Source organism: Streptomyces sp. NPDC058239, from assembly GCF_042882185.1.
Lineage (GTDB): Bacteria > Actinomycetota > Actinomycetes > Streptomycetales > Streptomycetaceae > Streptomyces.
In genome coordinates this window covers 15,523-34,884 of record NZ_JBHVWS010000005.1, presented here as the reverse complement: position 1 = coordinate 34,884, position 19,362 = coordinate 15,523, and the positions used below count along the sequence as shown (strand labels likewise).

Genomic DNA, 19,362 nt, shown 5'->3' with positions numbered 1-19,362 from the left:
CATGGGGCCGGGGCTCGCCGCACAGACCGCCTGTGGTCGGGGAGAGCCGTCGACCGGCGTCGCACCAAGCCTGATTCAAACGGCGGTTGTCCGGCGTCCATGTGCTGGAAGCCGAGCGCGGCCGTGGTGCACTGCCGGACCCCTCACCGTGCACGGAGGGACAACTGGTCTGCTCGGCGCCTCATTACTTTGGCCACCGCCCCGTGAGCGACCATTCGAGGAGCACCCATGCCCAAGCAGACCGTTGCCGAGCAGTACGTCGACCTCCTGGCCCGCGCCGGAGTGCGCCGCATGTACGGGGTGGTGGGCGACAGCCTGAACCCCGTCATCGACGCGATCAGACGGCACGGCGCCCTGGAGTGGGTCCAGGTCCGACACGAGGAGGTCGCGGCCTTCGCTGCCGGCGCCGAAGCGCAGCTCACGGGCAGGCTGGCGGCGTGCGCGGGGTCCTGTGGGCCAGGAAATCTGCACCTGATCAACGGCCTGTTCGATGCCCACCGGTCGATGGCTCCCGTCCTCGCGCTGGCTGCGCAGATCCCCAGCGGCGAGATCGGAACCGGGTACTTCCAGGAGACGCATCCTGACCGGCTGTTCGAGGAGTGCAGTCACTACTCGGAACTGATTTCCTCGCCCCGGCAGATGCCGCGGGTGGTGCAGACGGCGATTCAGCATGCGGTCGGCCGGCGCGGAGTGTCCGTCGTAGCGCTGCCAGGAGACATCGCCGCGGAGAACTCTCCGGTCGGCAGGGCCGAACTCGCGATGCCGCTGGACCGGCCCGCAGTCCGTCCTGCCGATCAGGAACTGACCCGGCTGACGGAGCTGGTGGACGCCGCCGAGACGGTGACGGTGTTCTGCGGCCGGGGTGTCGCCGGTGCACACGCCGAGGTGATGGCGTTCGCCGAGAAGGTCAAGGCCCCGGTCGGCCATGCGCTCCGAGGCAAGGAACACATCCAGTACGACAACCCGTACGACGTCGGCATGTCCGGACTTCTGGGATACGGCGCCGCGTACGAGGCCATGCACGAATGCGACCTGCTGCTTCTCCTCGGCACCGACTTTCCGTACACGGAATTCCTGCCACGGCACGTCAGAACGGTCCAGATCGATATTCAGCCCGAACGGCTGGGCCGTCGAACTCAGTTGGACTTCGCCGTCTGGGGCGACGTCCGTGAGACGCTGCGGTGCCTGCTCCCGGCCGTGCAGGAGAAGCCGTCCCGCCGGTTCCTTGACCGGATGCTGGACCGGCACGTCCACGCTTTGGAGGGTGCCGTCGGCGCCTACACACGAAACGTCGACAAGCACACTCCCATACACCCCGAGTACGTGGCGGCGGTACTCGACGAGGAGGCTGCCGACGACGCGGTGTTCACCGTGGACACCGGGATGTGCTGCGTGTGGGCCGCCCGCTACCTGACGCCGAACGGCCGCCGCCGCATCCTGGGCTCCTTTGTGCACGGTTCGATGGCCAACGCCCTGCCGCAGGCCATCGGTGCGCAGTTCCTCGACCGGACGCGTCAGGTGGTATCGCTGTCGGGCGACGGCGGCTTCTCCATGCTCATGGGCGACTTCCTGACGCTGGTGCAGTACGGGCTGCCTGTGAAAGTGGTCGTCTTCAACAACTCCTCGTTGGGCATGGTCGACTTGGAGATGATGGTGGACGGGCTGCCGCCGTACGGCACCGGGTACCCGGACACTGACTTCGCGGCCATCGCCACGGCCGCCGGTGCGCGGGGTATCCGGGTCGAGAAGCCCACCGAGGTGCGTGACGCCCTGCGTGCGGCCTTCGCGCACGACGGGCCGGCGCTGGTCGACGTGGTGACCGATCCCAACGCACTCGCGATCCCGCCGAAGATCACCTCCGAGCAGCTCACCGGCTTCGCTCTGTCGGCGAGCCGCACCGTCCTCACCGGAGGTGTCGGGCGCATGATCCAGCTCGCGCGGACAAACGTCCGAAACGTTCCGCGTCCATAAACAAGGCTCTGAGAACCAAGGGCACCATCGACCACGTCGAGGCCGCTATAGCGCGTCAAGCCGCTTGAAGATCGTCGAGGCTCGTTCCGCTGGTGCGGTCGGAGCGTCGAGGATCTTGAAGAGCTGTCTGCAGACGGCTTGCTTGAGCGCGGGAATCGGTGGCACTCCGGCGAAGGAAGCAAGGCCGCTTCGGACCGGAACCGGACCGGGTGGGACCAGCTGACCAGGAGCCGGGCGGCGGTGATCGGTACGACGCCGAGCAGGTCGAGGAGTTCGAGGTCAGCCGGACTACGGGCTGAGGATTTCGTTCTCGGGGGCCTTGGCGTCGGTCTGCAGGGCCTGGATGCACTGCGCGGTGGACCGAAGGGCCCGTGCGGTCATGCGGTGTTCGACGCCGTGGGCCGGGCGGTCCCGTAGCTGAGCTCAACGTGTGATCTGCGCGGTCGCTCGAGGTCCCGCAGCTCGGCCCGGAGATCGTCGGGGGCGGGCACGATCAGGCCCTCGAGCTGGTTGATCGCGGCGGTGGAGGCGAGGACCGCGCCTTGGCGGGTGACGAGCAGGACGCACAGGGCGCCGCGCTCTCCTCTCAGCCCGGGCCGGATGAGGTGGCCCTTGGCCAGTGCTTCCTTGGCTGCACGGATGGCATCGATCATGTCGTTCTTGCGTCTGCCACGGACGGCGGGCCGTTTGGGACGCAATGCCTCCACGCCCTGTTCGCTGGCCGGCCTGGTCGAGGAATGTGGCCAGCCCGGCGCCGTAGCTGCCGACACCCTCCTGGCCGACGCCGACGCCCGGTACAGCGGCTCAGCCAGGAGGACACAAGGCCCGTGCAAAGCCGCGCCGCCATGCTGCCCGGCTCCTCGCCCCGACACAGCTCGCCACCCCTTGGCCAGAACTCCAATCGGTATCCGCACGGCCGCCCGCACCAGCCCCCTACGATTGTTCACGGCCGCAAATCGGACACCGTGGGACGAGCTGGGTGCCGCACCTCACACTGTCGAAAATTTGGAGTCCCGGATTCACACCTTGTAGAAAGTAGATCAGAGGAAGGATCGGAATGGCTGAACAGCTGCAACGGGCTCGGGCGGGCAGCGACGCACTGCAGAAACTCGTGGGGGAGCTGGCCGAGAGGCTGCAGCGTTCCGTAGTCCTCGACGACCCGCTCGTCAGGTTCATCTGCTCCAGCAGGCACTTTGACGACGCGGATCCGGTACGCATCCGCAGCCTGCTGCAGGGCCTCGCGGACAGCGAGATCATCCGGTACGTACTCGACCAGGGCGTTGTCCAGTGGGCGAAGCCGGGGTACATCGAAGGCCGAGACGACCTGGGACTGCTTCCGCGCTACTGCGTGCCACTGCGAGAACGCGGGCACCTTCTCGGCCTGCTCATGGTCGTCTCCGCTGACAAGAACCTGACAGCGGACGAGACGGCCGCGATCGCCGCGTCAGCCCAGGCCGTCGCGGCCCAGATGTACGCGGAACATGTGGCCGACCAAGCCGAGGAGAGCGGCGCGCAGGAACTGCCCTGGGCCCTGCTCGACACGAGCCCCACCGCGCGCCGTGCCGCCCAGCAGCAGATCCTGGACACCGGCGTGCTCCCGAACGCCCCGCACGCCGTGGTCAGCGTCGTGCAGGTGGCTCGTTCCCACGAGCCACCCGGGCAGGTCGAGACCGCGCTGCGTGCTGCGCTGGAGAGGTTCCGCCGCACGCGGTCGGCGCACGGCGCCGTCGCGGTCACCACCGACCGTGCGGTCCTGCTCCAGCTGAGCGAGCAGTCGCCGCATCCGCAGGAACTGAAGGAGCAGTCCCGTCGGATCGTCGAAGCCCTCGACACCTTCCTGGACGCCGCCGCCGCTCCCGTGCTCGGCATCGGAGGGCGTCAGAGCGGCGTGGCCGACGCGTGGGTCTCCTATGAGCAGGCACTCGTGGCAGCCCGCGCGGCCCGACGGATGCCCCACTTCGAGCGCGTCGGCGAGTGGGAGGAACTGCGCGAGTTCGCGGTCCTCCTCCAGCTTCCGGATCACGCCCTGAACGCATCCCTGCTGCCCAAGCCGCTGCGCGCCCTGCTCGCGGCCGCCGGGGGACAGGGACCTCGCCTGGAGGAGACCCTGCAGTCCTTCCTGGAGCACGCCGGCTCGGTCCCGAGGACCGCGGAAGCGCTGCAGATCCACCGCACCTCGTTGTACTACCGGCTGCGGCAGATCCAGGAGATCACCGGGCTGGACCTGGACAGCGGCGCGGACCGGCTGGTCCTGCACCTTGGCCTGCGTATCCGGGAACTGCTGCAACCGGACGGGCACGCCACCACCGACTCAACGGACTGACCGCCCCCTGCCCCGCCTGTCGGTTCCACTGCTACGAAGTGACGTGGTTTTCGTCGAGCAATCCCTACGGAGCGCGGTGGTGGCGACGGACCTGATCGACCGACAATGGGTTCAGGCGCGAGCCGACGACCACGTCGGCCGGCCATCACGTGGGTTGCCGACACAGCGGAGCAAGGTACGCCGTGAAGGCTTGGCAGGAGAATGAGGCAGGGACCATGGGCGAGCTGACGACGAACGACCGCGTGCGGCTGACCTACCGGGACAGCGGGGGCGATGGCGTTCCCCTGGTCATGCTGCACGGCTGGGGACAGACCCAGGAGATGTTCCGGCATCAGATGGACGGTCTCGCTCCGGCCCGCCGCGTCATCACACTGGACCTCAGGGGCCACGGGCTCTCGGAGAAACCGCGGCACGGCTACCGCATCGCCCGGCTGGCCCGAGACGTCCTCGACCTCGTCGATCACCTGGACCTCGATCGTTTCGACGCGCTCGGCTGGTCGATGGGTGCCTCGGTGTGGTGGAGCTTCATCGACCAGTACGGCACCAGCCGGATCCGCCGGTTCATCGCCGTGGACCAGCCCGCGGCCGTGGCGGCCGTTCCCTGGCTGACCCCCGAGGAGCAGCGGGACTCCGGCGCCATCTTCGATGTGGCCGGGCTGCTGGAACTCGGCGCCGCGCTGGCTGGCCCGGACGGCGAGCGAGTGCGTGACGACTTCGTGCGCGGCATGTTCTCCGGTGACCCCGACCGCGACCTCATCGCGTTCGTCGCCGAACAGATCAAGTCGACCCCGTCCTACGCCGGGGTGCCCCTGCTCTACGACCACTGCGCGCAGGACTGGCGCGACGTCCTTCCCCGAGTGGACGTGCCGACCCTGGTGATCGGCTGCGAGGGAAGTCATGTGAGCCCAGCCTCACAGCAGTTCATCGCCGGCCGGATTCCAGGCGCGCGGCTCCATGTCTTCCCGGCCAGTGTGGCGAACTCCCACTTCCCCTTCCTCGAAAACCCGCCTGCCTTCAACGCGGTGGTCGACACCTTCCTTTCCGAAGTGGCGGACGCGGTCCCTTCCGCCGCGATCCCGTAAATCCGCGCAGAACGCGGGCACCTCACATCACTTTGACGAACGACGGCACGACTGGAGCTCATGGTGACCACGTCGGTCATTTCACGCATGCCGAAAAACGCAGAAACACACACTAGCCAAATACCGCAAGGCGCGGATTCCGGACACTGCAGAACACTTCCCTGGGCGTCGCCGAAAGGTGATGACGCATGCTTGTACCTGGGACTCAAATGCCCCTCACCGGAGACGTTTCCGAACAGAGAAGCTCAGCCCTCCCCGGCGGCCGGTGACCTTGTTCTCCTCGACGCCCTGCGCCCCGAGCACCTGGTATGCGGCAATGAATTCGTGTTCTTCCGCATCCCCTGCTCCTATCTGGGGATCGCACAGGACGAGGTGCGACACCTGACGGGTCTCCGGGTCAGCGGAGCCGGCGGCGTCGCGGCACTGGTGTCGAAGTTCCTGGCCGCGCTGATCGGCGAGGACGGGCTGTGGAACTCGATGAACGGCAAGCGGCTCGCCCTCAACGCCGTGGACGTCATCGCCCTGCTCGTCGCCGAACTCCTCGCGCCTCACCGGTCCGAGTCCACCGAGAACGGCAGCGTGATGCTGGCCCGCATACGGTCGTACATCGAAGAGAACCTGATGGACCCGGACCTGTCGCCGGAGTCGATCGCGCGCGCCCACCACATATCCGTCCGCTACCTGCACAAACTGTTCCAAAGCGACGGTACGACGGTGAGTACGCATGTACGGCAGCGCAGGCTCGCCGCCTGCCGCCTCGACCTCGGCCGGCTGTCGAACCGCAGGCGCTCCGTGGCCGCGGTCGCGCAGAGCTGGGGCTTCGCCAGCCCCTCCCACTTCAGCCGTCTCTTCCGCCAGACCTACGGCGAGTCACCCAGCGAATGGCAGGTCTCGGCTTCCGTCCAAGGACGGAATCTCTGACACCTGCGTCCGGTGCCGCCGACGGGCCATGTGAGTGCGCTACGGCGCCAGCACTGGTGCACGGGCAGGTCATCCGAGGAGCCACGGCGTCCTAGCGTGGCGCCGTGGCCGTGAGAAGCGCCGTCGCGCGCGGCCCTTCCCCCTTCCTGCCGGCAGGTCCGGCACACCATCGGAAACAAGGAGTTCGGTATGTCCGACGTTGTAGAGCCGGTGCTGGAGCCGGCGGCTGCTGCTTTCGCCGAAGCGACCGCCAATCCGCCCTATCTGTTCGACCTGCCGCCCGCCGAGGGCCGGAAGGCGGTCGACGAGGTGCAGTCCGGCGAGACCGACAAGCTGCAGATCGACGAGGAATGGATCACCGTCTCGGGCGGTCCGACGGGCAGCGTCCGCGCACGCATCGTGCGCCCCGCCGGCGTGGAAGGGACCCTGCCGGTGATCCTCTACATCCACGGCGCGGGCTGGGTGTTCGGCAACGCCCACACCCACGACCGCCTCGTACGCGAACTCGCCGTCGGCGCGAACGCCGCCGTGGTCTTCCCCGAATACGACCTCTCCCCCGAGGCCCGCTACCCGGTCGCCATCGAGCAGAACTACGCGGTCGCGAAGTGGGTCGTCCAGCAGGGCGCATCCAAGAACCTGGACGGCTCGCGGCTGGCCGTCGCCGGCGACTCCGTCGGTGGCAACATGAGCGCCGCACTGACCCTGATGGCCAAGGAACGCGGCGACATCCCGCTCGTGCAGCAGGTGCTCTTCTACCCGGTCACCGACGCGAACTTCGACACCGGCTCCTACCACCAGTTCGCGGAGGGCTACTTCCTGCGCCGCGACGGCATGCAGTGGTTCTGGGACCAGTACACGACCGACGAGGCCGACCGCGCCCAGATCACCGCCTCCCCGCTACGGGCCACCACCGAACAGCTCACCGGCCTGCCGCCGGCCCTGGTCATCACCGGCGAGGCCGACGTGCTGCGCGACGAAGGCGAGGCCTACGCCAACAAGCTGCGCGAAGCCGGCGTCCCCGTCACCGCCGTCCGCTTCCAGGGCATCATCCACGACTTCGTCATGCTCAACACCCTCCGCGAAACCCACGCCGCCCAGGCCGCCATCACACTGGCCACAGACACCCTGCGCACCGCACTGAACACGGTGTGAGAAGAATGAGTCCACACATGTCTCCTGCTCCTCCCACGGTCGTCCTCGTGCACGGCGCCTTCGCCGACGCGGCGGGCTGGCTCGGCGTCATCGACGAACTCCAGCGCGACGGCATCGCGGTCCTCGCGGTGGCCAACCCACTGCGCGGCCTGACCTGCGACGCCGCCTACCTGGCCTCTGTGGTCTCCCAGATCGACGGTCCGGTCATCCTGGTCGGCCACTCCTACGGCGGTGCGCTGATCACCATGGCGGGCACTGCGGACAACGTCGTCGGACTCGTCTACGTCGCCGCCTACGCCCTCGAAGAAGGCGAGAGCCTCAGCGAGTTGCAGGACCGCTTTCCCGCTTCTCCGCTCGTCGGCAGCCTGAAGCAGTGGACCTACCCGGCCGACGGAGGGAAGACCGCCACCGAGGTCAGCATCGCCCCGGAGGCATTCCCTTCAGTCTTCGCCGCCGACGTCTCCCCGTCCGTCGTCAGGGTGCTGGCTGCTTCCCAACGTCCGCTGGCCGCCTCGGCGTTCACCGAGACGGCCTCTTCGGCGGCCTGGCGAACGAAACCTTGCTGGGCCCTCGTGGCCGGCGCGGACCAGGCGATCAACCCCGAGGTCGAGCGCTTCGGAGCCAAGCGGGCCGGCGCGACAACCGTCGAACTGGAAGGCGCTTCCCACGCGGTCGCCGTCTCCCGGCCGACGGCGGTGGCGGACCTGATCCGCGACGCCGTTCGCGCGACGAGTTGATGCACGCGGCCGCAGGACGGGGGAGGGCAAGGCAAGTACCTTACGTTCTGCAGGAGTTCACCGCAGGCCGCGCCCGGTAGACGGCGTACCACCGTTCGCCTGGCACGGCTCCCTCCATCTACCGGAGATCGCCCCAATCAGGCCGCGTACAACAGCGACGGCTTCTTCCACCACTCTCTGGTCGGCCGACCACACCAATTGTGGACGTCCAGGCAGGCCGGATCGAGCGGAAGGCCGGGAAACCGGCCCGCATGAGCGAACCGTCGACGGCCGAACCGACTTCCCGGCTGCACCAAGGGCGACCTCAAACCGCGTTGCGGCCCACCGAGTGAGGGGCCTGGCCCCGCCCGGCATACCCATCCCCCGACCCGAGTGGACACTCATGGCAGACCTGACAGGCATGACGCATCACACCGCCGTACTCAACGGGATCAAGCAGCACTGGGTGAGCGCGGGACAGGGCCCGCCGGTCTACCTGCTGCACGGCTTCCCCGAGACCTGGTACGGCTGGCGTAAGCAAATACCCGTACTGGCCGAGCGGTTCACCGTGATCGCGCCGGACCTTCGCGGCTACGGAGACACGGAAAAGCCCGCCTCCGGCTACGACAAGCGGACCATGGCCAACGACATCGTCGCGCTGATGGACCATCTCGGGCACGAGCGGATCGCCCTCGTCGGCCACGACCGCGGGGCACGCGTCGGCACCCGGTTCGCCAAGGACCACCCAGAACGCATCGACCGTTTCGTGGCCATGGACAACATCCCCACCCGGGTCATCGCCGATACCTATGACGTGAGCCTCGCCCGGCAGGGGTACTGGTTCTTCACCTTTCTCGGCGTGCCCGACCTTCCCGAGGCGCTGATCGCCGGCCGTGAGGAGATCTGGCTCACGCACTTCTACCGGAGCTGGTCGTACAACCCCGACATGCTCACTCCAGAGGAGATCGCCGTCTATGTACGCGCCTACCAACAGCCGGGTGCGGTGCGGGGATCCTGTATGGACTACCGTGCGGCGCCCCAGGACGTCGCCCAGGACCGGGAGGACGCCGACCAGCTCATCGACTGCCCGGTGCTGACCCTGTGGGGCGAGGACTTCAGCGCCGTCGGACAGGCATACGACGTCCTGGACGTATGGAAGGGGATCGCCCGCGATGTCCGCGGCGTGCCCATCGCCCAGTGCGGGCACCTCTGCCAGGAGGAACGCCCCGACGTCGTCAACCGGGAACTCCTCGACTTCCTCGCGGACTGGAACGGCTGAACGGGGCGCCGCATCCCGAACTCGGGGAACAGCAGCGGAACGTGGGCCGGGGCCGATTGCGGCCCCGGCCCACTTCCGTGCCAGGGCAACGCCGCCCCGCCGGTGCCGCCCGGCAACGTGGGCACGCACAGGCCACAGCCAGGGCGCGGACAGACAAACACGCCGCTCGGCAGTCCCTAAAGTTGCTCACGTGTCGGCGATTTCCCGCTCGACAAGACCCCCGCGCGGAGTCCGACGGGAACCCTCCGGCAGAGTCCACGGCCGCCCGGTCAGTGCACACCGCACACCAACCGATCCCGAGTCCGGCCCGCGACATCTCACGGCAGAGGGGCCACCACGGCAGCCCCGACTCGGCCGACAGGCCGTGCGACAGCCACCACCCCATTGATGAGGGAGTTTCCCATGCCCAGTTCCGACAAGCCGACCGTCGTCCTCGTGCACGGCGCCTTCGCCGACGCCTCCAGCTACGCCCAGGTCATCCCCCGGCTGATCGCCCGCGGCCTGGACGTGGTCGCCCCGGCCGTGCCCAACCGCAGCCTGATAGGGGACGCCGCCTACGTCGCCTCCATCGTCCGGCAGATACCCGGTCCGGTCGTCCTGGTGGGCCACTCCTACGGTGGCGCGGTCATCACCGTCGCCGGCACCGAGGATAACGTCAAGGCACTGGTCTACCTGGCCGGTTACGCCTTGGAGAAGGGCGAGAGCCTCGGCGAACTGCAGGGCCGCTTCCCGGACAGCGACCTCGCCGCCGCACTCGTCTACACTCCCTTCCCGATCGAGGGCTCGGCCACGCCCGGCACCGACGTGTCGGTCCGGACCGACAAGTTCCCGGCCATCTTCGCCGCCGACATCGACCCGCGGCTCGCCGCCGTCCTCGCCGTATCCCAGCGACCGCTGGCCGCGCAGGCCTTCGCCGACGCGGCCCCGGCCGCGGCCTGGAAGACCAAGCCGTCCTGGGGCCTGGTCGCCTCGTCCGACCACACCATCAACCCCGACGTGGAGCGCTACGGCTACCAGCGGGCCGGCATGACCACCGTCGAGGTCGACTCCTCCCACCTGGTGATGCTCGCCCACCCCGAGCGCGTCGTCGACCTGATCGAGGAAGCCGTACGGGCCACCTCCGACTGACCCCACGCGCACCAGCTCGCGCCCGTCCGACCGGCCGTCACACCACGACCGCCTCCACCCCTTCGCAGAGAGCGAACGATGAACCCACCGATCTCACGCCGCACCGTCACCGTGTCCCTCCTGGCCGGCGCAGCCGCCCTGGGGACCGCCGGTGTCGCACAGGCCGCGCAGTCGGCGACGGCCGACCGTCCGGCCGAACGGCACGGGCGCCCTGCCGCACCCACCATCGTCCTGATCCACGGCGCGTTCGCCGACTCCTCCAGCTGGAGCGCGGTCGTCGAACGCCTGCAGCGACAGGGCCACCGTGTACTGGCACCGGCCCTGCCACTGCGCGGACTGGCAAGCGACTCCGCCTACATTCGCAGCGTTCTGGACAGCGTCACCGGACCGATCGTGCTGGTGGGGCACTCCTACGGCGGAGCGGTCATCAGCCAGGCCGCGGCCGACGCACCGCAGGTCAAGGCACTGGTCTACATAGCCGCCTTCGTTCCCGACATCGGGGAGAGCGCGCTCCAGCTCACCGACAAGTTCCCCGGCAGCACCCTGGGACAGGCCACCGCCACCCAGTACTACCCGTTGCCCGACGGCGGACAGGGGGAGGAACTGGTCATCAAGAAGGACCTGTTCCGCAGGCAGTTCGCGGCCGGTGTCCCCCGACCGACCGCCCAGGTCATGGCCGCGGGACAGCGTCCGATCACCCTGGCAGCTCTCCAGGAGCCGGCCACCGCGGCCGCGTGGAAGAGGATCCCCAGCTGGTACCTCGTGGCCACCGAGGACCGCAACATCCCGCCGACCGCCGAGCGCTGGATGGCCGAGCGCGCCCGCGCCCACACGGTCACTGTCCGCGCCCCGCACGCAGCCGCCGTGAGCGATCCCGGCCCTGTCACCGGCCTGATTCTGCGGGCGGTCCGTTCCGTCCGCTCCGACCACTGACCAGACGCATTTCTCGCCCACGTCGGCGACATTCCGCAAGAGGACATGGTGCCGGGACCGTGGCCGTCCGGCCGCGGTCCCCCTCCTCGCTTCCTCATGGCCGGCCTCACCCGGCGAAGCGCCGCACGCGCTGCCGACCGAACACCTCGCAATGGAACGGAGAGCCGTATGGCACTGCTCGATCCGGAACCGGGAAAGCTGCGCCCGCGGCAGACCCAGGGCCCAGCTACCGACCGGGTGCCCGACGAACGGGCGTCGGGTACTCCCGATGCCCTGCGGGAGGACCTGGTCCGCCTGCTGGGCTCCCGAAAAGTGCTGCACACCCTGTCGGATCTGGTGAAGTACGCCTCGGACGCCAGCCCCTACCGCTTCGTGCCCCAAGTGGTCGTGATCGCCGAGAACGTCGAGGACGTGGCCGCGGTGCTGCGGTACGCCCACGAGCAGCACCGTGAGATCGTCTTCCGGGCGGCCGGGACCTCCCTGAACGGTCAGGCCCAGGGCAAGGACATCCTGGTCGACGTGCGCCGCCACTGGACCGGCGTCGAGGTGCTCGACGGCGGGAACGAGGCGAGGATCAGGCCCGGTACGACCGTGGGGCGCGCCAACATCACACTGTCCCGGTACGGTCGGCTGATGGGCCCCGACCCGGCGAGTTCCAGCGCCTGCACCGTCGGCGGGGTGGTCGCCAACAACGCCTCGGGCATGACCGCCGGAGTCACCCGCAACTCCTACCGCCTGCTCTCGTCCCTCACCCTGGTCCTCCCGTCCGGCACGATTGTCGACACCGCGGCTCCGGACGCCGACGCGCGCCTCCGGGAGGCTGAGCCCGAGCTGTGCGCGGGGCTGCTGGCGCTGAAGAGCGAGATCGAGGGCGACACCGAGCTAGTCGCCCGGATCCGCGCGAAGTACGCGTTGAAGAACACCAACGGCTACCGCCTCGATGCCTTCCTGGACAACTCCACCCCCGTGGAGATCCTGCGCGGGCTGATGGTCGGCTCCCAGGGCACCCTCGGTTTCATCGCCGAGACGGTGTTCAAGACAGTCTCCCTGGACCGGCTCACCCACACGGCACTGTTGTTCTTCCCCGACCTCACCGCCGCCGCGGCGGCGGTACCGCTGTTCAACGACGCCGGAGCCCGCGCGGTGGAGGTGATGGACGGCAACACTCTCCGCGCCTGTGCGAGCGTCGACGGAGTCCCCGCCGACTGGGCCGAGATTCCCCGGGACACTGCGGCCCTGCTGGTGGAGTTTCGCGCCCCGGACGAGGCAGCCCACCAGGCCCACAGGCAGGCCGCCGCCGCTGTCCTGGCGAAACTGGCGCTCGTGGCCCCGGTGGCGTCCGTCACCAACCGCTTCGTCGAGGACTCGGCCACGATCCGCACGTACTGGCACGCCCGCGAGGCGTTCATGACGGCGGTCGGCAAGGCACGGCCGGCCGGATCCACACTGATCACCGAGGACTTCGCGGTACCGCCCGCCCGCCTGGCCGAGGCGTGCGAGGCCCTGGCCGAGCTTCAGCGCCGGCACGGCTTCGACGCCGCGGTCGCCGGCCACGCGGCGCACGGCAACCTGCACTTCCTGCTCGCCTTCGACGCCGCCCGTCCGAAGGAGGTCGAGCGCTACGCCGACTTCATGGACGAGTTCTGCACCATGGTGGTGCGCCGGTTCGACGGCTCGCTCAAGGCGGAGCATGCCACCGGTCGCAATATGACGCCGTTCCTCGAAGCCGAATGGGGCGCCCGCGCAACCGAGCTGATGTGGCGGGTCAAGCAGACCCTCGACCCCGCGGGGATACTCGCCCCCGGGGTGGTCCTCAACCGTGATCCCGACGCCCATCTGCAGGGGCTCAAGACCATACCCACCATCGAGGCGGTCGCCGATCCGTGCATCGAGTGCGGTTTCTGCGAGCCAGTCTGCCCGAGCCGCGACCTCACCACCACACCGCGTCAGCGGATCGTGCTGCGGCGCGAGATGATGCGCCAACCCGGCGGCTCTGCCGCCATGGGGAGCCTCCTGAAGTCCTATGGGTACGACGCGGTCGACACCTGCGCCGGCGATTCGGCCTGCAAGACGGCCTGCCCGGTCGGTATCGACACCGGCGCCATGATGAAGGCATTCCGCCATCAGCGGCACTCCGGGCGAGAGGAGCGGAACGCGGCACGGGTCGCGGAGCGGTTCTCCCTCGTGGAGTCGTCGGTCCGGACCGCCCTCGGCTTGGCGGACCATGTCGGCGACCGGGTCCTGGGGAGCGTCACCTCCGCCGTGCGGAAGGTGGTCTCGGCCGACCTGGTGCCCGAATGGATCTCCGCCATTCCGTCCCCCGCACGTTCGCGGCTGCCCGGAACGGACCACCGGACCGCCGTTGCCGTCTACTACGTGGCCTGCGTCAACCGGATCTTCGCGGGACCCGACGGTGTCGACGGGCCGTCCCTGCCCGAGGCGATCGTCGAGGTCTCCCGCCGCGCCGGGCGGCCGGTCTGGATACCGTCGGACATGGCCGGTTCGTGCTGCGCGACCATCTGGCACTCCAAGGGCTACGACGACGGCAACACCGTCATGGCGAACCGCATTGTCGAGCGAGCCTGGGAGTGGACCGACGGCGGACGTCTGCCGCTCATCGTCGACGCGTCGTCCTGCACACTCGGCATCGGGCAGGAAGTCACGCCCTATCTGACGGCCGAGAACCTGCGCAAGCACCGCGCTCTCACCGTGGTGGACTCCGTCGTCTGGGCCGCCACCGAACTGCTGCCGCACCTTGAGGTGACCGACCCGATCGACAGCGCGGTGCTCCACCCCACCTGCTCCATGCGACACCTCAAGGACGTCGACCAGCTTCAGGCCGTCGCCGAGTTCATCGCGCGGGACGTCCAGGTGCCCGTCTACGCGGAGTGCTGCGGCTTCGCCGGCGACCGGGGACTGCTGCACAAGGAACTGACCAAGGCGGCGACGGCACACGAGGCCGCCGAGGTCACGTCGGGCGCGTTCGACGCCTACCTGTCGGCCAACCGAACCTGTGAGATCGGCATGCAACACACCACGGGCCGCCCCTACCAATCTGTGCTGCTCGCACTCGAACGTGCCACTCGGCCCACCAGCTGAGCACCGGCGCGGGCCACCCGCTTCGGCGCGGAACCGCCGCCCGCAACTCGACCCTCCATCCAACAGGGAGCCCGCCTTGCGCATCGCCAATCTCGCCGGCCGACTGGTCGTGATCGCCCACGGCCGGGCGGCCGACGTCCACACAGCCAGTGGCGCACTGTTCTCCTCCGACCCGCAGGCGGTCTACTCCCGCTGGGACGAGTTCCGCGCCTGGGCCGCCCGGGCCGACCTCGGCGGCGGGGTCCCCTTCGACCCGGCGGACCTCGGTGCGCCCGCGCCGGCCCCCCGCCAACTCTTCGCCATCGGCCTCAACTACCGGGAGCACGTCGTCGAGGCCGGATTCACCACGCCCGAGGGCATGCCGCCGGTCTTCACCAAGTACGCGACCGCTCTCACCGGCCCGGTGACCGAGGTGACGCTGCCACGGGGCGGCAACACCGACTGGGAGGTGGAACTGGTGGCGGTTGTCGGCAGGGAGGCGCACCAGGTGTCCGAAACCGATGCCTGGAGCTACGTCGCGGGCCTGACGGTCGGCCAGGACATCTCCGAGCGCGTCCTGCAGATGGGCGGCCCGGCCCCCCAGTTCAGCCTCGGCAAGTCCTACCCGGGCTTCGCCCCGACGGGCCCCTGGCTGGTGACCCCGGACGAGTTCGAGGACCCTGACGACCTGGAGCTGACCTGTGCCGTCAACGGTGAGGAGATGCAGCGTGGCCGCACCCGGCAGCTCATCTTCTCCGTGCCGGCCCTCATCGCCAAGCTGTCCGGGGTGCTCCCGCTGCTGCCGGGAGACGTCATCTTCACCGGCACTCCAGCCGGTGTCGGCCTCGGCCGCACACCTCAGCGCTGGCTGGCCGCCGGCGACGAACTCGTCAGCTCCGTCCAGGGCATCGGCGAACTGCGACAACGGTTCGTCGGCTGACCCTCTACGAGGTCCGCGACGCGCGGCAGCTGACGTCTCAAGCGCCCGGCGCACCGGCAGCCCCAGCGGCAAGGGCCCACTGCCCCCACCCCCTGCAATCAGAGAGAAAGAGAAGAGATCCCACATGCCCAGATTCCTGACAGGGACGCGCACCGGCCTCCTGGCCTCGGTCGTCGCGACGGCCCTCGCCATGACCGCGGCCGGCCCCACGACGGCGGCCACCGCCGCCCCGAAGCCGGACGTGCGCTTCGTGGCACACCTGGACATCGCCGACGGGCAGCGACCGGAGAACATCACCCTGGAGCCTGGCGGCAGCGCCGTCGTCACCTTCGCCTACAGCCGTCAAGTGGCCCGCATCCACCCCGACGGCCGGGTGCACGTCCTCGCCACCCTGCCCCAGCCTCCGGCCGGCGCCGACACCCCTGCCCTCTCCTCGCCCTTCCTCGGCGGAATCGTCCGTGCCCACGACGGGACCCTGTACTTCCTGTACGCCACCGGCAGCAGCGACCTGACCGGCCTGTGGCGCCTGCGCCCCGGCGGCGCCCCGCAGCGTATCGCCGCGCTCCCGGCCGACGGCCTGCCCAACGGCCTGGCCCTCGACCGGCACGAAGGCCGGCTGTACGTGGCCGACTCGGTCCTCGGCACGGTCTGGCGGGTGCCCGTCACCGGGGGCACGCCCACCCGGTGGGCCACCGCCCCCGAGCTGGCCGCCGCCGGATTCCTCGGAGCCAACGGCATCAAAATCCACAACGGGGCGGTCTGGGTGTCCAACCTGGACAAGGGCACCGTGCTGCGGATCCCGGTCACCCGGTACGGCACCGCCGGCCCCGTCGAGACCCGGGCCACCGGCCTGATCGACATCGACGACTTCGCGTTCACCGGCCGCGGCGACACCCTCCTGGCCGCGATCAACGCGGACAACGAGGTGGCCCTGGTCAGACCGGGCGGCAGCCACACCGTCGTGCTGACCGGCGCCGACGGGCTGGAGAACCCGACCTCGCTCGCCGTACGCGGCAACACGGCCTACATCGCCAGCGGCGCCTACTTCACCAACAACGACCCCAACCTCCTGGCCGCACGGATCAACCCGGCCCAATAAGCCGGCCCCGCGCCCGTGCCGCCGCACCTGCCCGATGCGGCGGCACGGGCCCCTAGGCCATCGGATCCGCCGTACGACGAGCGGGCGGAGCGGCCGCCGCACGCGGCAGCACCCCACACCGGACGAGAGGACAGAGTTGATGGACCAGCAGGACACGCAGCAGGAGGCAGCCGCCGCACCGCCCGCGTTCGACCCCGGCGCATTCCTGGTCGTCCCGGCCAGAACCTTCGAGGACCTACGCATCGGCGAAGTCTTCCGAGCCCCCAGCCGCACCCTGACAGACGCCCACGCCGCGGCCTTCCAGACAGTCTCCGCGGACAACCACCCGGTGCACTACGACGCCGAATGGGCACGCAGGCACGGCCACTCGGCACCGGTGGTGCACGGCCTGCAGGTGCTCGCCTTCACCGCGCCGGGCGCCACCCTGTTCCCCCACTTCATCGGAGAGGTGTTCATCAGCTTCCTCGAACTGTCCTGCACGTTCCTGGCCGAAGTGCACTCCGGAGACACCCTGTACCCGGCGCTCACCATCACCGGCCTGGAGCCGCAGGGCGACAACGGTGTCGTAGTCACCGCGGCCACCATCCACAACCAACACGGCGAACTGGTGCTGTCCGGCCGGCACAAGTACCTCCTGCGGCGTCAGTGAATCCAGAGGAAGCAACGTGACACACCGTAGAACCCTCCTTGTCGCGCTCGCCTGTTGTGCCGCGCTGACCGGGTGCACGAGCCACACACCGGACGACGGCCCGCCTGAGGTCGGCTCCACGTCCCCGACGTCGTCCATAATCAGCCCAGGATCCGTCGCCAGCGGCACCTCCGATCCCTCCAGCGAGCCGACGCCGACACCGACCGCGTCCGGCGGCACGGGGACGACGGCGCCATCGCCGACCGAACCGACGGTGAGACGCTGCCATACCTCCGAAGTGAGGGCGTCCGTCGGCCCCAACCGTCCCGGCGCCGGGCAGTCAAGCTTCGCTATCGTTTTGACCAACGGATCCCGCCGCACCTGCACGCTGTACGGCTTCCCGGGCGTGGCGTTCGTCAACGGCGCCGGTGAGGCCGTCACCCCGGACCCCGAACGAGCCACCGATCAGCAGGAACAGGCTGTGACGCTCAGCCCGGGAGACAGCGCTTGGTCGACGCTGACATACACCAATCCAGCGATTACTGGCGCCACCACCGTCACACCGACGGCCCTGCTCGTCACCCCGCCAGACGAGACTGCTCCGATCTCAGTCCGCTGGACCGGGGGCAAGGTCTCCAACACGGGGAAGGCGTCGGTGCCCTGGGTGAGCCCCCTCATGCCAGGCAGTGGCGCCTGACTCCGCCGAGCGCGGGAGCGGGATGCGGCCAGTTGCCGCTGGCTGCCGAGGTTGACACACATACTCCAGGCCCTGATTGCCGCGCCGGAGACTTCCGGCTGAATCCCTGACACCCGAGGGGCGGGATCGGTGCGCAGACGCAGTAGCTGTACCGGATAACGTCTGCGGCGTCGGTCATGCAGGGCCGCCGAGTAACTCGACGACCACATCGGGGCTGACGCAGGCGAAAGCCGGCGATTCTCGGCTGCCCCGCCGAGCGGTCAGCCGCATGGTCCACCGCGGATGCGCAGGCCACCGCTGTTACCAACCAACGGCCCCGGTGACCGACATCCCTGGTGCCGGCGCCCGCCCTCTCCATGCCCCAACGGCGCTTCCCGATTCTGTCGAACGAGCGGCTCTGTCCCGAAATCGGTGGTGACGAAGCGTGACCAGGGTCGTTGGCATTCCAGCGAGACGTCAACTCCCGTATGAACACCGCATTTTCGGGGTTGTCGGCACTGGTCGTCGAGGATGTGGCGGACGAAGGCGAAGCGATCCGCCTATCGGCGCGAACCCGGGAGGAGTCGGTGCCGTGCCCGATGTGCTGGTCTGCCCGGTGCTGGGCTGCCCGCGGTAGACCTTCGCCGTCGCGATCTCCCACGCGACCGCGCTGCGGATGCTGACGAGGCTGCCGCTGCCCCCGTTGCGCCTGCCACGGGTACTCGGCGCCGACGACGTTGCCCTGAAGCGACGTCACCGCTACGCCACTAGCCTCCTGCCGTTCTTCGACGATGGCGACCACCTGCACCCGAACGACAAGGGCATGCAGGCGGTGGCCGACGCGGTCGACCTGAAGAGCGTCGACTGCGCATTCGCTCCGAACTGAACCGCGGCACCGGCCGTGGCTCGAGCACATGAAACGGTCCTGTCCCCGGCAGCGCGTCCGGCGGGGACAGGACCGGGACTGCCGGAGCCGGCGGTCCATGCCCATGCGGTGCTCCCGCCTTGATGTCACCGATCCCGCTCCGCCTCCGAGCCGCCGGTCCGGACGTACCGGCGGCTCGGAGAAGGTGGCGGCACGGGGCGTCAGTGCTGCAGCACGGTGCCCAGCCACTTCAGGACCTCGGGGGTCACCGGGTCGGTGATGTCGGCGAACTCGTCATGTTTCTTGAGGAACTTCGCCACGTAGGGGCAGACCGGCACGATGCGCTTCCCCGAGGTGCGTACGTCGTTCAGGGCCTGCTGTACGAGTAGCGACGCCAGGCCCTGTCCGGCGAAGTCGTCGTCGATTTCGGTGTGGTAGAAAACGCGCTGGTCGTCGCGGTCGTGGTACGCGGTGAGGCCTGCGGTCCTGCCGTCGACCAGGATTTCGTAACGGTGCTTGGGGTCCACTCGCTGGACCGTCGGAGCGGCGGCGGGCTGCATCATCGTAAGCC

16 protein-coding genes and 1 pseudogene are annotated in these 19,362 nt (G+C 69.2%); 15 read left to right on the top strand and 2 right to left on the bottom strand.

Annotation, left to right across the window (positions count from 1 at the left end; translation table 11 throughout):
- Window positions 1-228: 228 nt before the first annotated feature.
- Complete coding sequence (locus tag ACFVYE_RS08825) at window positions 229-1,971, top strand: pyruvate dehydrogenase (protein WP_371098094.1); 1,743 nt, start codon at window positions 229-231, stop codon at window positions 1,969-1,971.
- A 377-nt stretch (window positions 1,972-2,348) separates the two neighbouring features.
- Here the strand turns inward: ACFVYE_RS08825 and ACFVYE_RS08820 are convergent, their stop codons facing one another.
- Window positions 2,349-2,624 (bottom strand): hypothetical protein, encoded by a 276-nt coding sequence (locus ACFVYE_RS08820; protein WP_383959959.1) that lies wholly within the window; start codon window positions 2,622-2,624, stop codon window positions 2,349-2,351.
- 404 nt (window positions 2,625-3,028) lie between these two features.
- Between ACFVYE_RS08820 and ACFVYE_RS08815 the strand changes: the two genes are divergently transcribed.
- The 14 genes and pseudogenes from ACFVYE_RS08815 to ACFVYE_RS08750 all read left to right on the top strand — a co-directional run.
- Complete coding sequence (locus ACFVYE_RS08815) at window positions 3,029-4,294, top strand: PucR family transcriptional regulator (RefSeq protein ID WP_383959955.1); 1,266 nt, start codon at window positions 3,029-3,031, stop codon at window positions 4,292-4,294.
- Window positions 4,295-4,509: 215 nt separating this feature from the next.
- Window positions 4,510-5,376 (top strand): alpha/beta fold hydrolase, encoded by an 867-nt coding sequence (locus ACFVYE_RS08810; protein ID WP_371099188.1) that lies wholly within the window; start codon window positions 4,510-4,512, stop codon window positions 5,374-5,376.
- A 192-nt stretch (window positions 5,377-5,568) separates the two neighbouring features.
- A complete protein-coding gene (locus ACFVYE_RS08805) occupies window positions 5,569-6,297 on the top strand; it encodes a helix-turn-helix transcriptional regulator (protein ID WP_383959951.1) in 729 nt (242 codons plus the stop codon).
- Between the two features lie 189 nt (window positions 6,298-6,486).
- On the top strand, window positions 6,487-7,449 hold the full coding sequence (locus ACFVYE_RS08800) for an alpha/beta hydrolase (RefSeq protein ID WP_389604759.1): 963 nt from the start codon (window positions 6,487-6,489) through the stop codon (window positions 7,447-7,449).
- Window positions 7,450-7,466: 17 nt separating this feature from the next.
- The gene (locus tag ACFVYE_RS08795) at window positions 7,467-8,186 is read left to right on the top strand and encodes an alpha/beta fold hydrolase (protein WP_371098186.1); all 720 of its coding nucleotides are present in this window, start codon (window positions 7,467-7,469) and stop codon (window positions 8,184-8,186) included.
- Between the two features lie 382 nt (window positions 8,187-8,568).
- Window positions 8,569-9,444, top strand: coding sequence for an alpha/beta fold hydrolase (locus ACFVYE_RS08790; protein WP_383976948.1), 876 nt, complete (start codon window positions 8,569-8,571; stop codon window positions 9,442-9,444).
- Between the two features lie 402 nt (window positions 9,445-9,846).
- On the top strand, window positions 9,847-10,572 hold the full coding sequence (locus ACFVYE_RS08785; RefSeq protein WP_371098184.1) for an alpha/beta fold hydrolase: 726 nt from the start codon (window positions 9,847-9,849) through the stop codon (window positions 10,570-10,572).
- A gap of 78 nt (window positions 10,573-10,650) precedes the next feature.
- Window positions 10,651-11,505 (top strand): alpha/beta fold hydrolase, encoded by an 855-nt coding sequence (locus tag ACFVYE_RS08780; RefSeq protein WP_371098183.1) that lies wholly within the window; start codon window positions 10,651-10,653, stop codon window positions 11,503-11,505.
- 168 nt (window positions 11,506-11,673) lie between these two features.
- Entirely contained in the window at window positions 11,674-14,604 is a 2,931-nt protein-coding gene (locus ACFVYE_RS08775) for an FAD-binding and (Fe-S)-binding domain-containing protein (RefSeq protein ID WP_389604755.1), read from the top strand.
- 76 nt (window positions 14,605-14,680) lie between these two features.
- The gene (locus ACFVYE_RS08770; RefSeq protein ID WP_383976943.1) at window positions 14,681-15,523 is read left to right on the top strand and encodes a fumarylacetoacetate hydrolase family protein; all 843 of its coding nucleotides are present in this window, start codon (window positions 14,681-14,683) and stop codon (window positions 15,521-15,523) included.
- A 124-nt stretch (window positions 15,524-15,647) separates the two neighbouring features.
- Window positions 15,648-16,622: an SMP-30/gluconolactonase/LRE family protein gene (locus ACFVYE_RS08765; protein ID WP_383976940.1), complete on the top strand. Its 975-nt coding sequence runs from the start codon at window positions 15,648-15,650 to the stop codon at window positions 16,620-16,622.
- A 139-nt stretch (window positions 16,623-16,761) separates the two neighbouring features.
- On the top strand, window positions 16,762-17,271 hold the full coding sequence (locus ACFVYE_RS08760) for a MaoC family dehydratase (RefSeq protein WP_383979691.1): 510 nt from the start codon (window positions 16,762-16,764) through the stop codon (window positions 17,269-17,271).
- A 16-nt stretch (window positions 17,272-17,287) separates the two neighbouring features.
- Window positions 17,288-17,947, top strand: coding sequence for a DUF4232 domain-containing protein (locus ACFVYE_RS08755; protein WP_389604752.1), 660 nt, complete (start codon window positions 17,288-17,290; stop codon window positions 17,945-17,947).
- A 467-nt stretch (window positions 17,948-18,414) separates the two neighbouring features.
- Window positions 18,415-18,704 (top strand): annotated as a pseudogene (locus tag ACFVYE_RS08750) (hypothetical protein); the annotation flags it as partial.
- Between the two features lie 308 nt (window positions 18,705-19,012).
- Here the strand turns inward: ACFVYE_RS08750 and ACFVYE_RS08745 are convergent.
- The gene (locus tag ACFVYE_RS08745; protein ID WP_389604750.1) at window positions 19,013-19,354 is read right to left on the bottom strand and encodes a GNAT family N-acetyltransferase; all 342 of its coding nucleotides are present in this window, start codon (window positions 19,352-19,354) and stop codon (window positions 19,013-19,015) included.
- Between the last annotated feature and the right edge of the window lie 8 nt (window positions 19,355-19,362).